Below are 18,197 nucleotides of genomic sequence, written 5' to 3'. Positions count from 1 at the left end.
AAGGCTTATGCCTTTTTGACCTGCTTGGACCCTAGAGACCTTTTCGCGTACTCAACGGGTTTCAAACTAAAAGAGATTTCCACATAAGAGTGGAATTCTTCAAACTCCCTAAACTCTAAATAAAAACAACGCCCAGTGCTTGTCGGCCCGTGCCCGAGATTTCCACTTGGATATCCCCCCAATGGCCCGTCTTGCCGACTCATTCGGCTTTCGTCTTTATAACCTCTAGTTGAGATGGGAGGGTGGACCTGAGCGGGGCCGAGATTGGAAGCAAGGCGAACCGGCGTCCGAGACCGGATGGCGATCTTAAGAAGCAGCTGGAGCGTATCCTCAAGTTTATGCGTCGATCCTGCGATTTGTATGATGCAGGCGATGAGGACGAGGCCATTCCCTTGGCTCTTGAAATGCGGAAGCTGCTGTACGATCGAGGTTCATCGAAATCGCTTCTGGGCCAGTTGGGCTTTAAAGAGAAGATGATGTTTGTGGACTCGGCGCTCTATCCTGACCGCTGGCGAGCAGTGGTCGAAAAAATGGCTGAAGAAAAGGGGATGGTCGCTACGAGGTCGATTGTCCTTAGTCTTTCTGACGTGAGGCCCAATAGCGATGGGATTGCCGAATTCAGGGCGCCGCTCTCAGAGCCTCATTTCTATCTAGGTGATCCACTTAGCGCGGCTTGTCCTGTGGTGCAGGCGTTCGAAGGTTGGTGGACGACGCCAGTTGTTGAGGCGTCAAGCGGCAGATGTTTCAGCAGGGCAAACTTAATCATGATAATCGCGGATCAGGAAAATGGCGCGCATGTCGATCCTGAGCTGGATGGCGACTTTCAAGATCTTTGCATCGATACTTTGGGTATCGCGGCCCGCTGGACAAAGCACGGGCCAAGACATGAGGACACATTTGACGTTCCCGATGTCACGAAGAGCCTTCCGTATTCTGCTGTGCGACAAGTGGCTTGGGAGGTTTTGACTTCGATCGAGCGATGGCAGACGACACCTGCACCCGGCCAATTCCTGCTTTCTAGTCCTTTCCAAAGGAAGCTTGAAGTGAGGTGGATGCAGCGACAACCGATGTTGTTTGGTTCTCCTGTTGAACCCGAAGAAGGCACCAGCGATCATTGAAGCGGATAGGCGATTGTTGCGATCATGCTCTCTGAAGCCGCGCTGGCTAACGCGCCCGCGCCGCCGCAGGCGGATTGTAACATTGAAGAGCGATATCAAATGCAGACGGCTGGTGGGCGCTACGAATGGGAGCGGAGATGAATTCTGAGCAATTAAAAAAGCTCCATATGTGGCCTCCGATCTCTCCTTCTTATTCGACATGGGCGAAAGCGACTTCGAATAGATTAGGAGGGCTATATTATGCTGACGAAGAGGATCCGTTTTTCAGCTATATGACCTGGGCGGCGCGAAGCATTGGAGACATTTTCGGGTCAGGCTTGAAAGATTCACTGCCTCGGGTCGAAGTCCACATACTGGACCCCCGCGCTTTGAACGCGGTCGTCGCCAAGCACGGTGATGGGTACAATATTGGCATCTTCCAAGGGCTTGTGATCAACGCTGTCACTGCAGCGATGAAATTAAACTCTGACCTTCCAAAACCCGTCGAAGACCTGGATTTGCTGAAATACGCAGGTTTGATCCTTCACTTCGTCTGCTTCCATGAGGTTACGCACGTGCTCAATGGGCATGTGGATTTCAAGCGAGAGAGAATGCTTGGCGAATTGATGGCTGAAGCTATTGAGCCTGTCGATCCTGAGTGGTCTCTCATCTCGCAAACGTTGGAATTCGACGCGGATGCCGGCGGATTTCAAGCTGCGACAACGTCTTTACTTGGTCTCCGTCAAAGGCGCACACCATCTGGGCTAAGGTTCGATAGAAATTTGCCAGTCGATGAAATGGTTGGTCTCTCACAGATCCTAGGACGTGCGATCGCCAGCTATTTTTTTATGACAGAAGGGCAAAAAGCGATAGCTGCTGATGCTTGGATGAGATCGCATCCGCCAGCAGTTGTACGATTCAAGTCTGTTTCGGCTCTTTTTGCTAGGCTTCTCTCGATGACCGAGTCTTTGACCGAGCACGAGGCGGACAAGTGCATTGACGCCTTTATCATTGGCGCCACTGAAGCAGAGATTGTCATGGGTGAGGGATTAAACCGAACTCGGGAGCCGACCAGTTACAGAGAATTCTCGGGTCTAGAGCAAGTCCTGCGATCGATGAATCGATTGTGAGGTGACGGTGCGCGTCGAAGCTGATTCAACATCCACAGTGAAGAGGTGGATGATGGGACAAGCACTGAGCGATGATCTTCGAATACGAGTTTTGAAAGCGTCTGCGGCGGGCATGTCAGCTCGGCAGGCTGCGGCCCGGTTCGGCGTTGGGATTTCAACAGCGATCCGCTGGATTGCGAGAGCCAAAGAGGGTGAGTTGACTTCTCGGCCGCAAGGCTGGAGGCGACCATCGGCAGTGGATGCACACGAAGAATTCGTTGTCGCATTGATCGAAGAGCGCAAGGACGTGACGCTCGATGAAATGGTCGAACGCTTGTCCGTCGAGCGGCAGGTGAAGATCAGCCGCAGCGCACTTGGCGCCTGGCTTCGAGGCCACGGATGGACCTTTAAAAAAAGACCGCACACGCACTGGAGCAAGATCGGCCGGATGTCCTGAAGCGCCGGCGTGTCTGGTTCGATGGTCAACTGGACCTCGATCCGGAGAAGCTGATCTTCATCGACGAAACCGGCCTTTCGACGAAGATGGCACGGCTACGCGGGCGTGCACTTCGAGGTGAGCGTTGCCGAGCTGGCGTGCCCCACGGCCATTGGAAGACAACGACTTTCACCGGCGCGTTGCGCCTCAGCGGAATGACCGCACCGTTTGTCTACGATGGCGCGATGAACGGTAATGTCTTCCTTGCTTATGTCGAACAGGTGCTGGTGCCGACCCTGGAGATCGAAGACGTGGTCATCATGGATAACCTCCCGGCACACAAGACAGCCGGTGTACGCGATGCCATCGAACGTGCAGGCGCCAAGCTTATGTTCCTTCCGCCCTACAGCCCGGACTTCAATCCCATAGAGAACGCATTCTCGAAGCTGAAAGCCATGCTGCGAGGCCGCGCGGAGCGAAAGATCGATGCCCTGTGGGATGCAGTCGGCGCCTTGATACCCCGCTTCACTCCCGCAGAATGCGCCAACTACTTCAAGGCCGCAGGATATGACCCGGATTGAACAGGATTTGCTCTAGGCGTCGCTGAACCTCCGTACCTCCAGCCGAAACTTGATCTGCATCGCATCATGATGGAGCCAGAAGCTGAGCAGCATCTAGAAAAATTGATGGCTTGTTGGCCGACAATCCTTCCATTGTTAAACCGATTGAAGATCGGCGACCACAATCTGGCGCCTTGATTATGCTCTCGTGGATGTGGAGCTATCGTGCCGCGAGCTATTGGGTCTTCTTAAGTATGCCTCTTAAAGATTGGGGATCAAATTGTATCTGAGTGATTTCGCGCCACGCGACATTGTCCACGAGGCCTTTGATGGAATCAAAGAACGCACGATGACGCAGCTGTCCGCTAACGTCGATTTCAGCCTCACCTTCATCAACGAGAACACGCTACGAATATTTGTACGGAGTGCTCCAGCAGATGAGGGGCAGTGGCGCTATGAAGTTGTGATCACTAACCGGCTGTATGATTTGATCACTGGATGTTTCTTTATCCTCGCTAGCTGCATCCCGAGCGTCAATGGCTGCGACATCCCAAGCGCGACGGATTTCACTGATTTACCTCCATTTAATCCGTCCACTCAGAACATCGAACAACGAATTTCGGAAGTATCGAATGAGATCGAGATCGATGATCAGCGTATCGACCTTTTTTTCGATTTTATCCGCGAAGCTTGGGTGCTGCTTATATTTCATGAGTTGGCGCATATCACCGCAGGTCATCTTCGCTTTATGGAAAGCGATCGCGCGCGCTGGGAAGCAAATTCCGCTTATTCACGAGCATGCGAATATGAAGCGGACGATCTGGCAGCCAAATGGATCATGAAACGTGCGGTACTCAATGCCCCTGTTTGGCGGAGAGGTGCTGAGATTCGTGAGAACCTTACGAGTCCGTCGCCGCAATTCAGTTGTCTTGTCGTCTCGGTGCTCTTTCTTGCCGTCCGTGTTCGGACTGACGTCGAAAACGATGACTACCTGCCCTCCGAAGTTCGACATCTGATGATGATAATGGCAATTGGGAACGCCGTGAATTGGCCGTCACAAGAGGCGCGGATCGAAGAGACATTCCACTACATGACCGAGGCGACGCGGCTATTGGACATGGTGGTCGGGATGCCCCCATCTGACAAGCCGATCATCGTTACGGATTTCGACCCTGATTATCAGGAAAAAATAGTTGAACAGGTTCACCAGGAGTATCTCGCCCTTAGCCATGAATGGCAGGGCTTTGCCTTTCGAAAATAGAGATTGCCCAAAGTTACCGCCCTGCCATCGTTGAATTGCGCGGGCGACGGAGCATTACTGCTACAGACACCCGCGAGCTGTAGTTAAGCCGCGATATCAGCAATCTCGCCGTATTGGCACAGCACACGCGGGCTGCTCATATCGCCGCTTTCCATACCTCGATCCACCTTATTTCGGTAGTGAGGGCGACTACGGGAAAAGCCTATTCGGCCGAGAGCAATTTGAAATCATGGCAGAGCGTTTAGCGCGCCTTGAAGGGGGCTTTATCATGTCGATCAACGACCGGCCGGAGATCCGGGAAACCTTTGCTGCCTTCCGGCATGACGAGGCCGAGTTGACATACTCGGTGGCCGGCGGTGAAGGTGTGCCGGCACGCGAGCTGATTATCACCGGCGGACGTTGATTCTCGTATTGGGAACGAAACACAGCATGAACTATCTCGACTTCTTTGCATCCGTGCTCTCCTCCCTGTCTTGGCCAGCGGCGATTGTTGCGGTTGCTTTGATCTTCCGGAAAGAAATCCGCTCACTTTTGCCGAGGGTGCGCTTTAGGCACAAAGACACCGAAATCGACTTCCGACTTGAGGAAGCGGAGAAGGCGGCCGAGAGCCTGCCTCCTCCCGCCCACGAGTTGCCTCCGCCCACCCCAGAGGAGGAGGATAGGTTTGAAAGACTTGCGAGGATTTCGCCCACTTCAGCGATATTGGAGCTACGCCGATCAGCGGAAGAAGCGATTAAGATTTTTGCTCGAAGTGTGCCGCGACAGCATATCGGCGGCGCTCGACAAATACTGAGAGGTTTACGGTCGGCGAATGAGATCGATCCCGCTGCCGCCAATCTTCTCGACGAAATCCTGACGATTGGAAACATTGCAGCTCATGAGAGCGGGGCTAGCTTTACCTACGACGACGCTATCCGGTATCGAGCGCTTGCCCAGCGGGCGATTGAAATGATCGCAACGGCGGTCGAGCGCGACGCTAATGCGTAGCGTCATCCGGGAGGATGGTAATGCCGGCATTCCGAGCGGCCGCCACGAAAGCCCTGCGAGCTTTTTCGCCGTCGCTACTGATACTTCTTCTGCCCAGGGGGTTGCCGTTGTGCTGGAAAAGGGAATTCAAGACTGGCGCTGATCGCCTCCCGATACTGCGATATCAGATAGTAGCATGCACATCCGCAACCTCCACATGCAGGCAAACCATGAACGGAAGCAAGCAATATCGACATAACCGCGAATGTCAGTTTTGCACAAATCGCGCAAACAGCAATGAACACTTCTACCCCCGTTGGGCGGCGCAGAAGCTACCTTTTCTTTATCCCTATCGGTCGTACGCTGTTGGCGAATTCGAATTGGATAGCGAAGGGGTGGTCAGAACTGAGAGGCGAAGGACGTTTAGCGGAGATATACGATCTAAACCGCTCCGCGTCGTTTGCTCAAATTGTAACGAGACGTGGATGTCACAACTGCAGCAGAAGAACATGGAATTGATAACTGCAGTAGGGCGAGGCGATGTCCGCTCTCTCGACGAAGCGGAACAGATGCGTTTGTCCCAATGGGCCGTTATGACGGCTATTGTCGCTGATTATTTCCACGACAAGAGCCAGATATTTTGGACAAGAGAGGAACGCCACGCTTTTGGTGCAACGCGCGTCATATCGGATCAATTCATCGTATGGATCGGCAGATATAACGGCTCGAAATGGGAGGGGTATAACCATTTTGGTCGCGGCATTCAGGCCGTTCGCGGCGGCCAACTGCACGTGACAGACATCGGGATCCAATCATCGGCGTGGCACGTTCTCGGCGCTCTGTTCATTGTTGGCTTCAAGTCGGCTCGGTCGACAGAACCAAAATTCCAAACATACCTGTCTCTAAATCGAAACATGCCGACGCCGGAGATCTTCCCAACAAGCAAGTCCATTACGATCCCTCCTGCATTCAACGATGAACAAACTGACGAACTGACCCGAATCCCACTCAAGGTTAGTAGAGACGAAAGTCGCCGAATGTGGGACGCGGCCCCAGAGTAAAAGAATGTTCGCTCCTCGCTGGGAAATTCAGAATTCCGAATCCTCGTGTCAAAATTCCGGAAATTCGCGTCCGGCTACAAGGAGCCAGCCGTCACGCCCCCTCACCGCCCATGAGGTAGTATCGTGATCGGGGTGCTGGTTGCTGCTCTCCTTGATAGCCGCAGCCCAGTCGGCGCCGTTGTTTTCGGTCGCACCGGTATTTTCCATGCCCGTGATCGCATCGAACCACGCCACCATGTTCTCGGTGCAGGTATTGGCATGCGGCGCGAAGGCGTGGGGATCGTCAAGCGAACCGATCATCAGGTTGGTGCGACCGTTTTCGAGGTGATGGAAAAACAATGGCGTGCCGCAATTGGCGCAGAAGCCGCGCTCGACAAGCTCCGAGCTTTTCCAGACATCAGGCTTGCCGCGTGTCCAGGTGAGTGCATCATCGGGCGCGGCGACAAGCGCGGCAAAGATGTTGCCCGAAGCTTTCTGGCACATGCGGCAATGGCAGAGATGCGAATTGTCGTGCATAGCGGTTGCATGGTAGCGCACGGCACCGCACTGGCAACCGCCGCTCACCTCCATCTCGATGCGTTTCATTTTTTCTCCTTCAAGAGGTGGACTGGGCCCAATCTCTTCTAGGTTTTCGTCTTTTGATCGTCCAGCAGAAGAATGGACCCGATCACGCCGCTCGATATTGTGCTCTAGGGGCAGATCAGCCGGTTTGCCGCAGACCGGCTTACGGGTTTGATGCGTGAGGCCTTGAGAAGCTCAAACCTGCTTCCGGCATGATAGCCAAAGTATTGAATCTACCTCAAACCCAACCCGTCGATGAGGTCGGCTCTGCCAATACGAACGAGAGCCGAGACCACCTCGTTCTTTTCGTCTGGCGGACTTTGCTGAAGCTCTGCCGCGACAGCTTCCAAAACCTGGATGTCATCATCCTCCGTGGATGTGGCGGAACGTCGATCTAAATAGGAAATGACGATTGCCAAGGCGACGGCCAAATTAGACATGTACCCTCTTCGATAAAGCCCGCATGTAGATCAACAGCGGCACTAAGCCGTAGCCGCTAATACCATAGGCGACCTAAAAACGTTCTGGATGATTCCGTAGGCTCGGCGCACGGCAGTCTCGTTGACGTGGTAGGCCGCAGTGATCTGCGGGGCGGATTTAGCCTGCCGTTTTTTAGATGCGGCAGCCTAAGCGATGGTCAGACCAGCCTCCAGGTTGGGTCTTCGCCATTCTCGATTTTGTGGATCACAAAGCCGAGGGAGCTTTTTGCTCCTTCAATGGTCCCGGCTGAGCCCGCGAACCGACCTGCCGACGTGCGTAACCACCAATACCAGCCGTCGCGAGCTTCAGGAACCACACCCCCTTCATACCCAGTCCTTATGAGCCTGAGTTCGCGGCCGATCTTGGTGAAGCGAATAGGGGCGATATTCATCGGATCACCATATCGCGCAACTCTTTCAGATCAAGTTTGAGTTCCTTTGGGCAGCGACGTCAACGTGGGAGCGGAACACCGGTTACGCCAAAGTCGATATCATCACACATGAATCAGCTTGGCGAGTTGAAACAAACCTACAACGGAAGCCACTCAATGAAACGTGTCTCGTCAAAAATTGCCCCCTTGATCCTGCTCATAGCCACCTATGCATCGCCCGTCTTCGCGGACGACCCAGCCAAACCAAAAGAAGGGGCGCAGGAACAGACCGAAAGCATGAGAGATTTCATAAAAGCCAATCCAGACTGCCGGGAAATGAATGATCAATGTTCGTTCTGCTCGATCGTCGATGGAGAGGCCGAATGCTCCACGCCTCAAATCGCATGCGTAAAGCAGAAATATCAATGCACCATGCGATCAAGCCGCTGAGTAACGGCATACGTGGCGAGGCTTAATCTAGCGGTTACAACGGAACCGGGGTTTGGGGCGGGGTCTTTTTTCCGCGCCCGGTATCATCCGTCTTCGTCCGGTCTCCCGCTTGGCGAAGCGCATAAACAGTGCCATACCGAGTGCGACAACGGAGCCATCGATGACCGGAAACGCTTCTCTGCACACATTCGCCATCGGCGATGTCCACGGGCGTGCCGACCTGCTGGAGGAGATGCTGTCAGGCATTGCCGGCAAGGCACGCAACGAGGCTATCGACTACCGGATCGTCTTCCTCGGCGACATCATGGACCGGGGGCCGGAGAGTCGCAAAGCGATGGATCTCGTCATCCGGACGCTGCGCGACAGACCGGGCTCGAAGCTCATACGCGGCAACCACGACGCCCTGCCCCTTCGTATCCTCGGCGAGGCGGACCCGGCCGTCCAGGCAGATCTTGTGAACCACTGGCGGGACCTCGGAGGCAGCGAGACGATGCTGTCCTACGGCCTGCCGCTTGACGCAGCCATCACATCAGAGGAGATCCGACACAGGTTTGGAGACGAGCGCCTGCAATGCCTGCGCGCTGCGGTGCGCTATGTCGAACTCGACCACCACATCCTCGTCCATGCCGGCCTGAAACCCGGCATCCCCCTGGCCGAGCAGGATGCGCATACGCTGATGTGGATCCGCGACGAGTTCCTGAATGCCAGCACTTCATTCGGCAAGATCGTCGTCCATGGGCATACGATCACTTCAAGCGCACGCGTCGAGATCTTCCCGAACCGCATTGCCATCGATACCGGCGCCTTCGCGACGAATATCCTGTCTGCGCTTAAGATCAGCCCATCCGGCGATGTCGCGGTGCTGCAGACAACGGAGGTCCGCCCGGGTTCGTGCCGTTTCCATGAAGGCAGGCCCCTCAAGCGGTCCCATGACGATGCGGATATGCCCTTCTAGGATCAGGCGGAGCGACAAGGACGGGAAAAGGATCAGTTCGGCTCTCGCCTGAAGGGCACCAGATTGGACGCAGAGCCCTTCGCAAGATCCCGACCCTTCCCGCGATCCGGACCACTATGCTCGCCCGGTTCCGCGCGCCAATCCGCCGTGATTTCCAGCCTGTGCGGGCTTGCCTGCATCTGGTCGCTGAAATAGCGCGTCGGCGTCGTTCCGAGCATGCGGCGGAACATGGCGATGAAGGCGCTGACGCTTTCATAGCCGAGATCGCCGGCAATGACGGTCACAGGCTGTCCCGCCGCCAGGCGCTGAAGGGCGACGCCGATATGCAGCTGCTGGCGCCAGCGCACGAAGGTCATGCCTGTCTCCCGCTGGAACAGGCGGCTGAGCGTGCGGTTGCTGGCGCCGACCCGCGCACCCCATTCGTCTATGGTGAACCGCAGGCCGGGCTCGGCGACCATCGCCTCCGTAAGCCGCTGCAGCCTGCGGTCGGCGGGCATCGGCAGATGGATCGGCTCGAGCGGTGCTGCGCGCAGTTCATCGAGGAGAACGCCGACCAGACGGTGCAGCCGTTCGGGCTCCATCTCCGGACTTTCTGGCCGCGGCTCCAGCCGAAATATCAGCTCGCGCAGGAAAGGCTGGACGAAGAGAATGCCGCATTCGTCCTTCAGGCCACCGGTCAGTTTCGCGTCGATATAGAGATTGCCGATCCTGACATGGCCGCAGACACGGCCGCTATGGGAAATGCCGCCCGGAATCCACAGCGCGCAGTTGGGCGGCACCGTCCAGACACCGCCGGCCGCCCTCATCGTCAGCACGCCGCCGATCACGTAAAGCAGTTGCGCCTTGTCGTGGCGATGCGGTTCGGACTCCCCGACGAAACTCGTCTCGGTGATGAAACTGAAGGCCGGGCGCGACACCTCATCGATCACGGAGGGGTCAAATCTATCCTGAATGTTCATTGCCGATCCTCACGGGCAAGCTCAACCGACGGCGCATTGCTCTATCACAGAAGCCACGCATCGTCCCTGCTGCCGATGAGGCTCCGCCCCTTGCGCTCCGCCTCTTCTTCATCTGCCGCAAAGACGATCGCAAAACCGAAGGCCTTTCCGGCCGTGGCGGCCGCGATCTTGATCGCGGGCGATGTCGGCCTGCCGCCATCGATGACGATCATGCCGCGGCAATAGACGCGCATCCGGTCCTTGATCTTCTTGAAAAACAGCGCTCGCTCCTTGCGCTCCTCCTGCGTCTCGTCCTCATGATCGTCAGGCGCGTGATCCGTGACCAGCACGAAGGGCCGCCGCTCTTCGAGAAGCGCCTCGATCTGGTCATTGATGGAAGTCTCAGCATCGGCATCGGTGCGAATGAAGACGACAGGCAGGCGGGAACGATCCAGAAGCACGGGCAGCGGCCTTTCGATATGGAAGCAAGTGAGGCGAGACTAGCACTGCGGCCGGGAGCCGGATTTCGCGAAGCTGCCAACAAATGCCGGGGATCGGCCAAGTTTTTGCGCGGGGACCCTCTCGCCAAGGCGGAAAACAAGCAAAGTTGAGCCCGTGCCCCCTCATCCGCCCTTCGGGCACCTGACCGGGGTCGAGCCGCTGGTCTCGACCCGTCCTTCGGACCCCCGCTGGGGCGAAGGGGGGCCCGCCGCACCGCCGCGACAGAATGAGACGGAAGCGGGACGTTGCAGCGCCCCGCGCTCTTGCAATGCTCGGCTCGACATTCGACATGGCAAGCAACTCGAGAGTGACGACGTTCCCAGAACAAAGATAAAAGGCAAATGAACCTAGGCTCGAGAAGAATCACACTTCTTTCTTGCGTGTATCTTTAATTTATGCATCCTCAAGAAGTGTAGATAATCGACTTCTTTTACTTGAGGGAAAATCATTATGGCGCGCCGTGATGCAGGTTTCGCGACGTTCTTCATCCTTGGAATAAGCCTGTTTCCTGTTTCCACGTTCGCTGCCGGCGAATGTCCTTCCGGTTTCTTGCCGCCTGCGGACGCCGCCCGTTCGGGCGTCGCAGCCGTTCTTGGCACCATTCCTCCAGATGCCACGTGGAGCAGCCTTCCGGATCAGGTGAAATCGAAACTGCAGGTGCTGGCGGACAAGCGGCTTGCAGCATTTCGCGCCTCGTGGGATGGCAAGGCGCTTGCGGCCAAGGAGAACATTCTTCTCAACTGCCCCACGCCTCAGATGTCTGCGGCCATGGACGATTATTTCAAGCGATCCTACAGCAAAGTCGTCAGCTCGACATTCAGCCTGGCTGATCTCGACCCCGCATTAAGGAAGCCGCTTGTACGCACTTATCTGAGTGCGATGGCATCCTACAGGGCCACGAACCACTACAACGACGGTCTTCCCGACCGTGACTGGGACGGTATTTCGAAGTTCGATTCCATTCGCTTGCCGGATGCCCAAAGCTACCGGGATATGATGGCCTATGCCCAATCTGTCGTGCTCGAATTCCGTGCGCTTGATAAGACAAAAATCTCGGATCCGGAACGACGGCTCATCCAGGAAGTGCTGTTCAAATTGCGTTCACGCGCCAAGGGTTCGGTCGGAGACAGTTTTGGCGGTTTCGACATGGAACGCGTCTATCAGAGGATCTGGGAGGATTACGATCTCCTGGAAGGATATGCCGACCACAAACGCCCTGATCTCTTTCACGATGACGACGAAGTCCTCACCGAGGCCAATGCTTACTATCTGAGCAACATTCCGATGCGGGGGCTGGATCGCGGTACGTTACGCGGCGCAGTCGAATACAAGTTCTACACAAACCCGGATGAAATCGCGGATAAGATAGGAGATCCCAATTCAAGCTTCGCGTCTCAGCGCATGATCCAGATGAAGGGCTGGTGGCTGGAGCGCACGCGGGCCGATCCCGGCGCAAGCGGAAAGTGCACGATATACCCGGCCCAGGAGCGCGCCGACATCTGGGAGGCGTTTACGGCTGATCAGCGCCTCAATAATGACGCCAGCTCGTCGATGGACGATCTCAAGTCCAGACTTGAAGACTACCGGATCAATATGATCAACCGATATCGTCTGCTCGCACGAGAGGCTGTGAATAAGGTTTTCCCCGACAACACAGTCGTGACACCTGAGCAGAGGCAGCAGATCGTCGCCTGGATCGATCAGCAGAGCCAGTTCGGTATTTTTCGCCAGACGATTGCGCGGGAACTCGACAGGATTCAAGGCACCGCAAATGGCCCGGCCGCGAACAAGTGGTCGCAGATCTTCAATGAAAAAGTGAAATATCTGGGCGGCTATAAGCCCAGCGATCCAATCAGTCCCGCCGATCAGGCAATTGCGCAATCGCTCTTCGACAACGTGAAGGACTGGGTCGGAAAAGAATATATCGGCTATCCGATCGACATTCAAAAACTGGCGGGCAGCCTTACTGAATTCGAAGCAACGACAGCAAGCAATTCATTCACCAATACCCAGACTGCCCGTGTCCTATTCGGCATTGGAACGCCACGAAGCTACTATGAGCATTACAGCACGCTCCTGCACGAAGTGCGACACGCCCTGCGTGTGGTTTGAATCTTCCTCGACGAGACCCGGATTATGTAAAGGAACTGAGCGTCTGCCTGAAACTGTCCTCGCCTTGAAGGACCACCGCAAGATATCGGAACCGCCGCGCCCTTCAGGAGACGATCGAAACGCTGCTTCACAGGGCGATCGATGCCGTTACCGACCACTGATCGCAAGAATGCGCCAATAGGAGACATTTCGGCCGCAAGACTATTGTCCCTTATACCGGAATGCGTCGACGAATGCCGAGAACGCCAGCGAGGAGTTTCGGCGGCTGGGATAATACAGATGATATCCCTGAAACAACGGGCACCAGTCGAGAAGCAGGCGTTTGAGCCTACCGACCTCGACAAGTGGTTGGACAATGTCCGTCGGGACGTAGGCCAGTCCAATCCCGTCTAGTGCCGCGTCGATTGCAGGCCCGATATTACTCACAACAAGCTGGCCCTCAACTCGCACGCTGAACTCTCGGTCGTCACGCTCGAACTCCCACGCATAAAGGCTTCCGGATGTCGGAAGCCGAAGATTGATGCAGTTATGGTTCGTCAGGTCCTGTGGGATCAGTGGCGGCGCGTTCCGCTCTAGGTATACGGGCGACGCCACGACGGAATAGGACACATCGGGCCCAACGCGCACCGCGACCATGTCGCGGGCGACGGCCTCGCCAAGCCGCACCCCGGCATCGAACTGCTTATCGACGATATTGGTGAATCCATTGTCGACTATAATCTCCACCCCGATTTCTGGGAACTTTCGGAGAAATTCCGGAAGTCTTCGGCGGAACACCAGATCAACAGCGTCATCCGGACAAACCACCCGGACCTGACCAGAGGGTTTGTCTCGCAAGGCGTTAATGGCATCGACTCCAGCCACAATGCCATCGAAATGCGGCTGGATGCTTTGCATGAGGCGTTCTCCCGCTACTGTCGGGGCGACATCTCGGGTCGTGCGAGAAAGGAGACGTATGCCGAGCCGCGTCTCAAGCGCGCTGACCGTGTGGCTCAGCGCCGATCGAGTGACGCCGAGCTTTCCTGCGGCTTTGGTGAAGCTGCGTTCGCGAGCGACTTCCAGAAACGCCCTCATTTCGGTGAACTCGTCGCGTTTCATTGTTGAATCTCCTTCACATCGACATGCGGATTGTAGCTCCTAGTCCTTCGAAACCAAAGGACCTATTTGGTGGTCACGAGACAGGAGAAACGAAATGACGGTCGATGCCTTGAGTGATGTTCCCGTTGACAATACGACAACGCCGTGGCCGCAGGTGCTCTGCCTCTCCCTGCTCACGTTCCTGCTCGTCGGACTGGAGTTCCTTCCCGTCAGTCTCTTGACGCCAATCGCCCAAGACCTTGGCATCACGGAAGGCCAGGCTGGATTGGCGATCACGGTTTCGGGCTTCTTCGCGGTTGTGACCAGCCTTTTCGGCAACGGTTTGCTGGCAAGGAGCGACCGCAAGTTGGTGGTGCTGATCTATACTGCTGTACTGACCGCCTCCAGCTTGATCGTGGCGTTCGCGCCGAACCTTGTGATTTTCCTGATCGGTCGTGCGCTGGTCGGTGTCGCGATCGGGGGCTTCTGGTCACTGTCAACCGCAATCCTGGCGCGCTTGGCTTCCCCCTCCGAATTGCCCAAGGCAATCGCCCTCCTTCAAGGAGGCACGGCTTTCGCAATCGTGATCGCACCTCCCATTGGAAGCTTCCTGGGCGGTATGATCGGATGGCGTGGCGCATTTCTCGTCACGGTTCCCGTCGGCCTTGCGGCGCTTGTTTGGCAGACGGTCGTCCTCCCAGGGCTGCCCGCCGCCGAAACGGTGTCGGCTCGTAAGATGTTCGGACTGCTCCGAAATCGGACTTTCCTCGTCGGAATGGCCGCGACCTGCCTCGTTTTCATGGGAATGAACGCGCTCTCCATCTATCTGCGTCCGTTTCTCGAAGTCGTGACCGGAGTCGGCTTGAACTCGCTGTCTCTGATGCTCCTCGGTGTTGGCTTGGGCGGCCTTGCCGGAACGTCTTTAATTGGCTTCGTGCTGCGGCGGCACCTCGCCGCAGCGCTCATCGGGATGCCTGCGGTGGTCGCGCTGATCGCCCTGCTTCTCGTAGTCCTTGGAGCGTCTCCCTGGGCTACCGCTCTCCTGCTCGTGCTGTGGGGCTTCTTCTCGACGCCGGTTCCCGTCGCATGGAATACCTGGATGGCGAAGCTGGTGCCGCACGAACTCGAAGCGGCGGGTGGCCTCCAGGTGGCACTCATCCAGCTCAGCATCGCGGGCGGCGCTTTCGCGGGGGGCATTCTATTCGACGCCGCGGGATGGTGGAGCGCGTTTCTTCTGGCCGCCATCCTTCTCTCTTGCTCCGCCGCGCTTGGCGCGGTCGCCAGCCGCCGAACCTGACAATCCACTCAAACCAAGGAGAATATCATGTCTCAAGGCATCGAAAACAAAGTTGTCGTTATCACGGGCGCAAGCAGCGGCCTTGGGGAAGCAGCGGCGCGACATCTCGCCGAGAGAGGTGCCATAGTCGTGCTTGGTGCCAGGCGGCGCGAGCGCATTGACGCCCTGGCCACGGAATTAACATCGAAAGGTTGCAGGGCAGTCGCTGTCGAGACGGACGTGACCGACAAGACGCAGGTCCAGAACCTAGTTGACACTGCCGTCAGAGAATTCGGCCGCTTGGATGTGATTCTGAACAATGCCGGCTTGATGCCGCTCGCACCCTTGGAACGCCTCAAGGTCGACGAGTGGGATCGGATGATCGATGTAAACTTCAAAGGCGTGCTCTATGGTATCGCCGCAGCGCTGCCGCACATGAAGGAGCGGAAGTCAGGCCAAATCATTAACGTCTCATCCGTCTACGGTCATGTCGTCGATCCAGGCGCGACGGTCTACTGCGCCACGAAGTTCGCGGTCCGGGCGCTGTCCGAGGGGCTGCGAAAGGAAGTCAAGCCCTACAACATTCGCACCACCGTTATCTCGCCGGGAGCCGTCGCGACGGAATTGCTAGAGCACATCAGCGAGAAGGATGTCCAAGACGACACAAAAGACTTCGTCGCTAAGATTGCGGTCGAAGCGAATACGTTCGCGCGCATGGTTGCCTTCGCGATGAGCCAGCCGGAAGACGTGGACGTGAACGAGATACTTTTCCGGCCCACGGCGCAGCCCGTTTGATTCGGACGCGCTGTCTTTCCAATCCCCTTAAAACCGCCGTTTTCACCCTCGCCCTGCCGACGACCGAGCATCGTTGGGAGAGCGGGTTGTCACCAAAGAAGGAACGATAGATGAAGAGCCTAATCAAATTAGTTATGCTGGCACTGGCGATGGCATTCGCTGCTCCGGCATTTGCAGACGAAGCCTCGATCGTTGGCTCCTGGCGCATGACCTCGCTCCAGTTCACGGACGCTAACGGCAAGGTGGCCGAAGTACCATATTCGGGCCAGGTCATTTTCTCGGAAGGCGGAACGCTTTCCGTCCAGGCGATGGATGCGAACGTCAACGCCGCGCCGACGACCTATACCGTGAACGGTTACGAGGCCTACTACGGTCCGGTGGAAGTCGACGACGCGCAAAAGACATTCGCGATCACCGTAGAATCATCTCTCGCCCGCGATCTCATCGGCAAGCGTTTGGTTCGGAAGTTCGAAGTGAGTTCCAATCAACTCGTGATCTTGCCGGCCGACCCGGCCGAAGGATGGCGCGTCACTTACGAGCGCCGCTGATCTCACCCAACGACCCTGTCTCTGGCGCATCGCCTCCTGCGGCCTCATTCCTTCTGCGCATCCTTGCCGTCATCAGACGTTTTCGCCTTGCCGGGAGAGCGCAGATTGCCGAAGCCCATATAGTGGTCGGCGTCGGACGTGTTCCATTTGCCGGCCAGATAGATGATGGCAACAGCCGCGGCAATGATGAGCAGTGCATAAAGCGTTTCCATATCTGCGATCTAGAGCATTTCCGCTTTTCTTCGAATCACGAAAATGCTCGATCTCTTTCTTTTCACGCAATCCGGACGCAAAACCGCTGCACAGTTTTGCTGGAATTGCTCTAGCGCGCAGGAATGGATTGCAAAGCTTTCAGCGAGGTGTCGCTGCTATCAGGCCATTACCAGCTCGCCGGCGGGCGCTGCGCGATAGGCTTCCCGGCCGCCGACCCAGGTGCGGCGAACGGCGGGTGTTCCACCTTCAGGCCAGTCGACCAGCACGAGATCCGCCCGCTTGCCGATTTCGATGATGCCGCGATCGGCAAGGCCGGAAGCTTGCGCCGGATTGCCTGACACGAGCGGCCAGAGCGCATGCAGCGGCGCCACGCCATCGGCCTTGAGCCTTGCAAGGCCGAGCAGCATCGCCGGATAGTAATAGTCCGAAGCGAGAATGTCGCAGAGCCCCTCGCGGATCATGTCTGCCGCGCCGATCGAGGCCAGATGGCTGCCGCCGCGCGTCGCATTCGGTGCGCCGAAGACGATGAAGTCGCCGGCATCGCGGGCCGCCCGCGCCACCCGCCGGTTCATCGGGAATTCGCAGATCCTGGCTCCGCGCTGGCGGAAGAAATCGCGCGTTTCGATCTGGCTGTCGTCATGCGACAGCATCGGTGCACCGGCTGCCTTTCCGAGGGCTGCCACTTCCTCGATCGCATCGGGCACCTGCGGACGGCGTTCCCACATGCTGCGCACGAGCGCCACCATGTCGGCGACAGGAATCTTTGCCCGCTTGGCGCGTTCGGCCATCTTCTCGGTGAAGCTGGGCGTTTCGGGATCCACGATCGGGAAAGCCGGATCGAGGTCGAACGGCCGTTCCTGCAGCGGGATCGACGGATGCAGCATCACCATCGACGTATGGTCGTTGAAGGCGATCGACGGCAGGCGCGGACCGGCAAGCGCCTCGCGGATGAGGTCAACAGCCTCGAAGCAGAAGGTCTCCCAGCGCAGTTGCACGCGATTGTCCACCGTCAGCCGCGGCGTGAGCGTGTCGAGCGCACGCACGATGGCATAACCGGTTTCGACCGAGCGCAGCCCGGGCTCCCAGCTGAGCGTCAGCGCATGATAGGCGGTCGCGATGCCGTTGGCGGCAAGCTGGCGGTCGGTTTCGAGCAGCGCGGCCGCGACGGGCAGCATGGTGCCCGGCCGCGGCATGACCTGCCGCTCGAAGGCATCGCCGTGAATGTCCACGAAAGCCGGTCCGAGCAGATGGCCGCGTCCATTGACAACGTCGGCTCCGTCTCGCGCGCCGTCGATACCGGTGATCCGGCCGTCTTCGATACGCACGGAGGCCCGCTCCAGACGGTCGCCGAATACAACGGTTGTGCCCTCGATGATCACTGCCGGATTGTTCTGCATGGGTCTCGTTCCAGGAAAAAGAAGAGGCGCGGCA

19 protein-coding genes are annotated in these 18,197 nt (G+C 57.1%); 13 read left to right on the top strand and 6 right to left on the bottom strand.

Features of this window, described 5'->3' with window-relative positions; all coding sequences use genetic code 11:
- The first annotated feature begins 242 nt into the window (after nt 1-242).
- The 7 genes from H4W29_RS20470 to H4W29_RS20440 all read left to right on the top strand — a co-directional run bounded on the left by H4W29_RS20470 (nt 243) and on the right by H4W29_RS20440 (nt 6,490).
- Nucleotides 243-1,118, top strand: a complete 876-nt coding sequence (locus H4W29_RS20470) for a hypothetical protein (RefSeq protein ID WP_192730551.1) — start codon at nt 243-245, stop codon at nt 1,116-1,118.
- 137 nt (nt 1,119-1,255) lie between these two features.
- Nucleotides 1,256-2,227 carry a M48 family metalloprotease gene (locus tag H4W29_RS20465; RefSeq protein WP_192730550.1) on the top strand — a complete coding sequence of 324 codons (972 nt, stop codon included), beginning with the start codon at nt 1,256-1,258 and terminating at the stop codon, nt 2,225-2,227.
- Between the two features lie 52 nt (nt 2,228-2,279).
- Nucleotides 2,280-3,223 (top strand): IS630 family transposase gene (locus H4W29_RS20460; RefSeq protein ID WP_246517367.1). Its coding sequence is split into 2 segments (ribosomal slippage): nt 2,280-2,616 and nt 2,616-3,223, totalling 945 coding nucleotides; the frame shifts between segments, so codons are not numbered across the junction.
- Between the two features lie 259 nt (nt 3,224-3,482).
- A complete protein-coding gene (locus H4W29_RS20455; RefSeq protein WP_192730549.1) occupies nt 3,483-4,463 on the top strand; it encodes a phage exclusion protein Lit family protein in 981 nt (326 codons plus the stop codon).
- Nucleotides 4,464-4,731: 268 nt separating this feature from the next.
- Nucleotides 4,732-4,866, top strand: coding sequence for a hypothetical protein (locus tag H4W29_RS34685; RefSeq protein WP_281401379.1), 135 nt, complete (start codon nt 4,732-4,734; stop codon nt 4,864-4,866).
- A 26-nt stretch (nt 4,867-4,892) separates the two neighbouring features.
- Nucleotides 4,893-5,450, top strand: a complete 558-nt coding sequence (locus H4W29_RS20445; RefSeq protein ID WP_192730548.1) for a DUF4145 domain-containing protein — start codon at nt 4,893-4,895, stop codon at nt 5,448-5,450.
- Nucleotides 5,451-5,914: 464 nt separating this feature from the next.
- Entirely contained in the window at nt 5,915-6,490 is a 576-nt protein-coding gene (locus tag H4W29_RS20440) for a hypothetical protein (RefSeq protein WP_192730547.1), read from the top strand.
- Nucleotides 6,491-6,538: 48 nt separating this feature from the next.
- Here H4W29_RS20440 and H4W29_RS20435 read toward each other — a convergent pair whose 3' ends face one another.
- Complete coding sequence (locus H4W29_RS20435) at nt 6,539-7,075, bottom strand: GFA family protein (protein WP_192730546.1); 537 nt, start codon at nt 7,073-7,075, stop codon at nt 6,539-6,541.
- Between the two features lie 955 nt (nt 7,076-8,030).
- Here H4W29_RS20435 and H4W29_RS20430 point away from each other — a divergent pair.
- Both H4W29_RS20430 and H4W29_RS20425 read left to right on the top strand, forming a co-directional pair.
- Nucleotides 8,031-8,351 (top strand): hypothetical protein, encoded by a 321-nt coding sequence (locus tag H4W29_RS20430; protein ID WP_246517266.1) that lies wholly within the window; start codon nt 8,031-8,033, stop codon nt 8,349-8,351.
- A 160-nt stretch (nt 8,352-8,511) separates the two neighbouring features.
- The gene (locus H4W29_RS20425; protein ID WP_192730545.1) at nt 8,512-9,306 is read left to right on the top strand and encodes a metallophosphoesterase; all 795 of its coding nucleotides are present in this window, start codon (nt 8,512-8,514) and stop codon (nt 9,304-9,306) included.
- Between the two features lie 32 nt (nt 9,307-9,338).
- On the opposite strand, the gene H4W29_RS20420 is transcribed toward H4W29_RS20425, so the two are convergent.
- Both H4W29_RS20420 and H4W29_RS20415 read right to left on the bottom strand, forming a co-directional pair.
- Complete coding sequence (locus H4W29_RS20420; RefSeq protein ID WP_192730544.1) at nt 9,339-10,265, bottom strand: AraC family transcriptional regulator; 927 nt, start codon at nt 10,263-10,265, stop codon at nt 9,339-9,341.
- Nucleotides 10,266-10,309: 44 nt separating this feature from the next.
- Nucleotides 10,310-10,705: a hypothetical protein gene (locus H4W29_RS20415; RefSeq protein WP_192730543.1), complete on the bottom strand. Its 396-nt coding sequence runs from the start codon at nt 10,703-10,705 to the stop codon at nt 10,310-10,312.
- Nucleotides 10,706-11,195: 490 nt separating this feature from the next.
- On the opposite strand from H4W29_RS20415, the gene H4W29_RS20410 reads away from it, so the two are divergent.
- Nucleotides 11,196-12,857 carry a hypothetical protein gene (locus tag H4W29_RS20410; protein ID WP_192730542.1) on the top strand — a complete coding sequence of 554 codons (1,662 nt, stop codon included), beginning with the start codon at nt 11,196-11,198 and terminating at the stop codon, nt 12,855-12,857.
- A gap of 201 nt (nt 12,858-13,058) precedes the next feature.
- Here the strand turns inward: H4W29_RS20410 and H4W29_RS20405 are convergent, their stop codons facing one another.
- Nucleotides 13,059-13,955 (bottom strand): LysR family transcriptional regulator, encoded by an 897-nt coding sequence (locus tag H4W29_RS20405; protein ID WP_192730541.1) that lies wholly within the window; start codon nt 13,953-13,955, stop codon nt 13,059-13,061.
- Between the two features lie 94 nt (nt 13,956-14,049).
- On the opposite strand from H4W29_RS20405, the gene H4W29_RS20400 reads away from it, so the two are divergent.
- The 3 genes from H4W29_RS20400 (at nt 14,050) to H4W29_RS20390 (ending at nt 16,553) form a co-directional block, all read left to right on the top strand.
- On the top strand, nt 14,050-15,231 hold the full coding sequence (locus H4W29_RS20400; protein WP_192730540.1) for an MFS transporter: 1,182 nt from the start codon (nt 14,050-14,052) through the stop codon (nt 15,229-15,231).
- 27 nt (nt 15,232-15,258) lie between these two features.
- On the top strand, nt 15,259-16,005 hold the full coding sequence (locus H4W29_RS20395; protein ID WP_192730539.1) for an SDR family oxidoreductase: 747 nt from the start codon (nt 15,259-15,261) through the stop codon (nt 16,003-16,005).
- Between the two features lie 110 nt (nt 16,006-16,115).
- Nucleotides 16,116-16,553, top strand: a complete 438-nt coding sequence (locus H4W29_RS20390; RefSeq protein ID WP_192730538.1) for a lipocalin-like domain-containing protein — start codon at nt 16,116-16,118, stop codon at nt 16,551-16,553.
- A 44-nt stretch (nt 16,554-16,597) separates the two neighbouring features.
- Here H4W29_RS20390 and H4W29_RS20385 read toward each other — a convergent pair whose 3' ends face one another.
- The gene (locus H4W29_RS20385) at nt 16,598-16,765 is read right to left on the bottom strand and encodes a hypothetical protein (protein WP_192730537.1); all 168 of its coding nucleotides are present in this window, start codon (nt 16,763-16,765) and stop codon (nt 16,598-16,600) included.
- Nucleotides 16,766-16,924: 159 nt separating this feature from the next.
- Entirely contained in the window at nt 16,925-18,163 is a 1,239-nt protein-coding gene (locus H4W29_RS20380) for an alpha-D-ribose 1-methylphosphonate 5-triphosphate diphosphatase (RefSeq protein ID WP_192730536.1), read from the bottom strand.
- Nucleotides 18,164-18,197: the final 34 nt, after the last annotated feature.

It is taken from the genome of Rhizobium viscosum (assembly GCF_014873945.1).
Taxonomy (GTDB): domain Bacteria; phylum Pseudomonadota; class Alphaproteobacteria; order Rhizobiales; family Rhizobiaceae; genus Rhizobium; species Rhizobium viscosum.
Note: the sequence above shows the minus strand (reverse complement) of the source record. Positions and strands in the feature narration are given on the sequence as shown.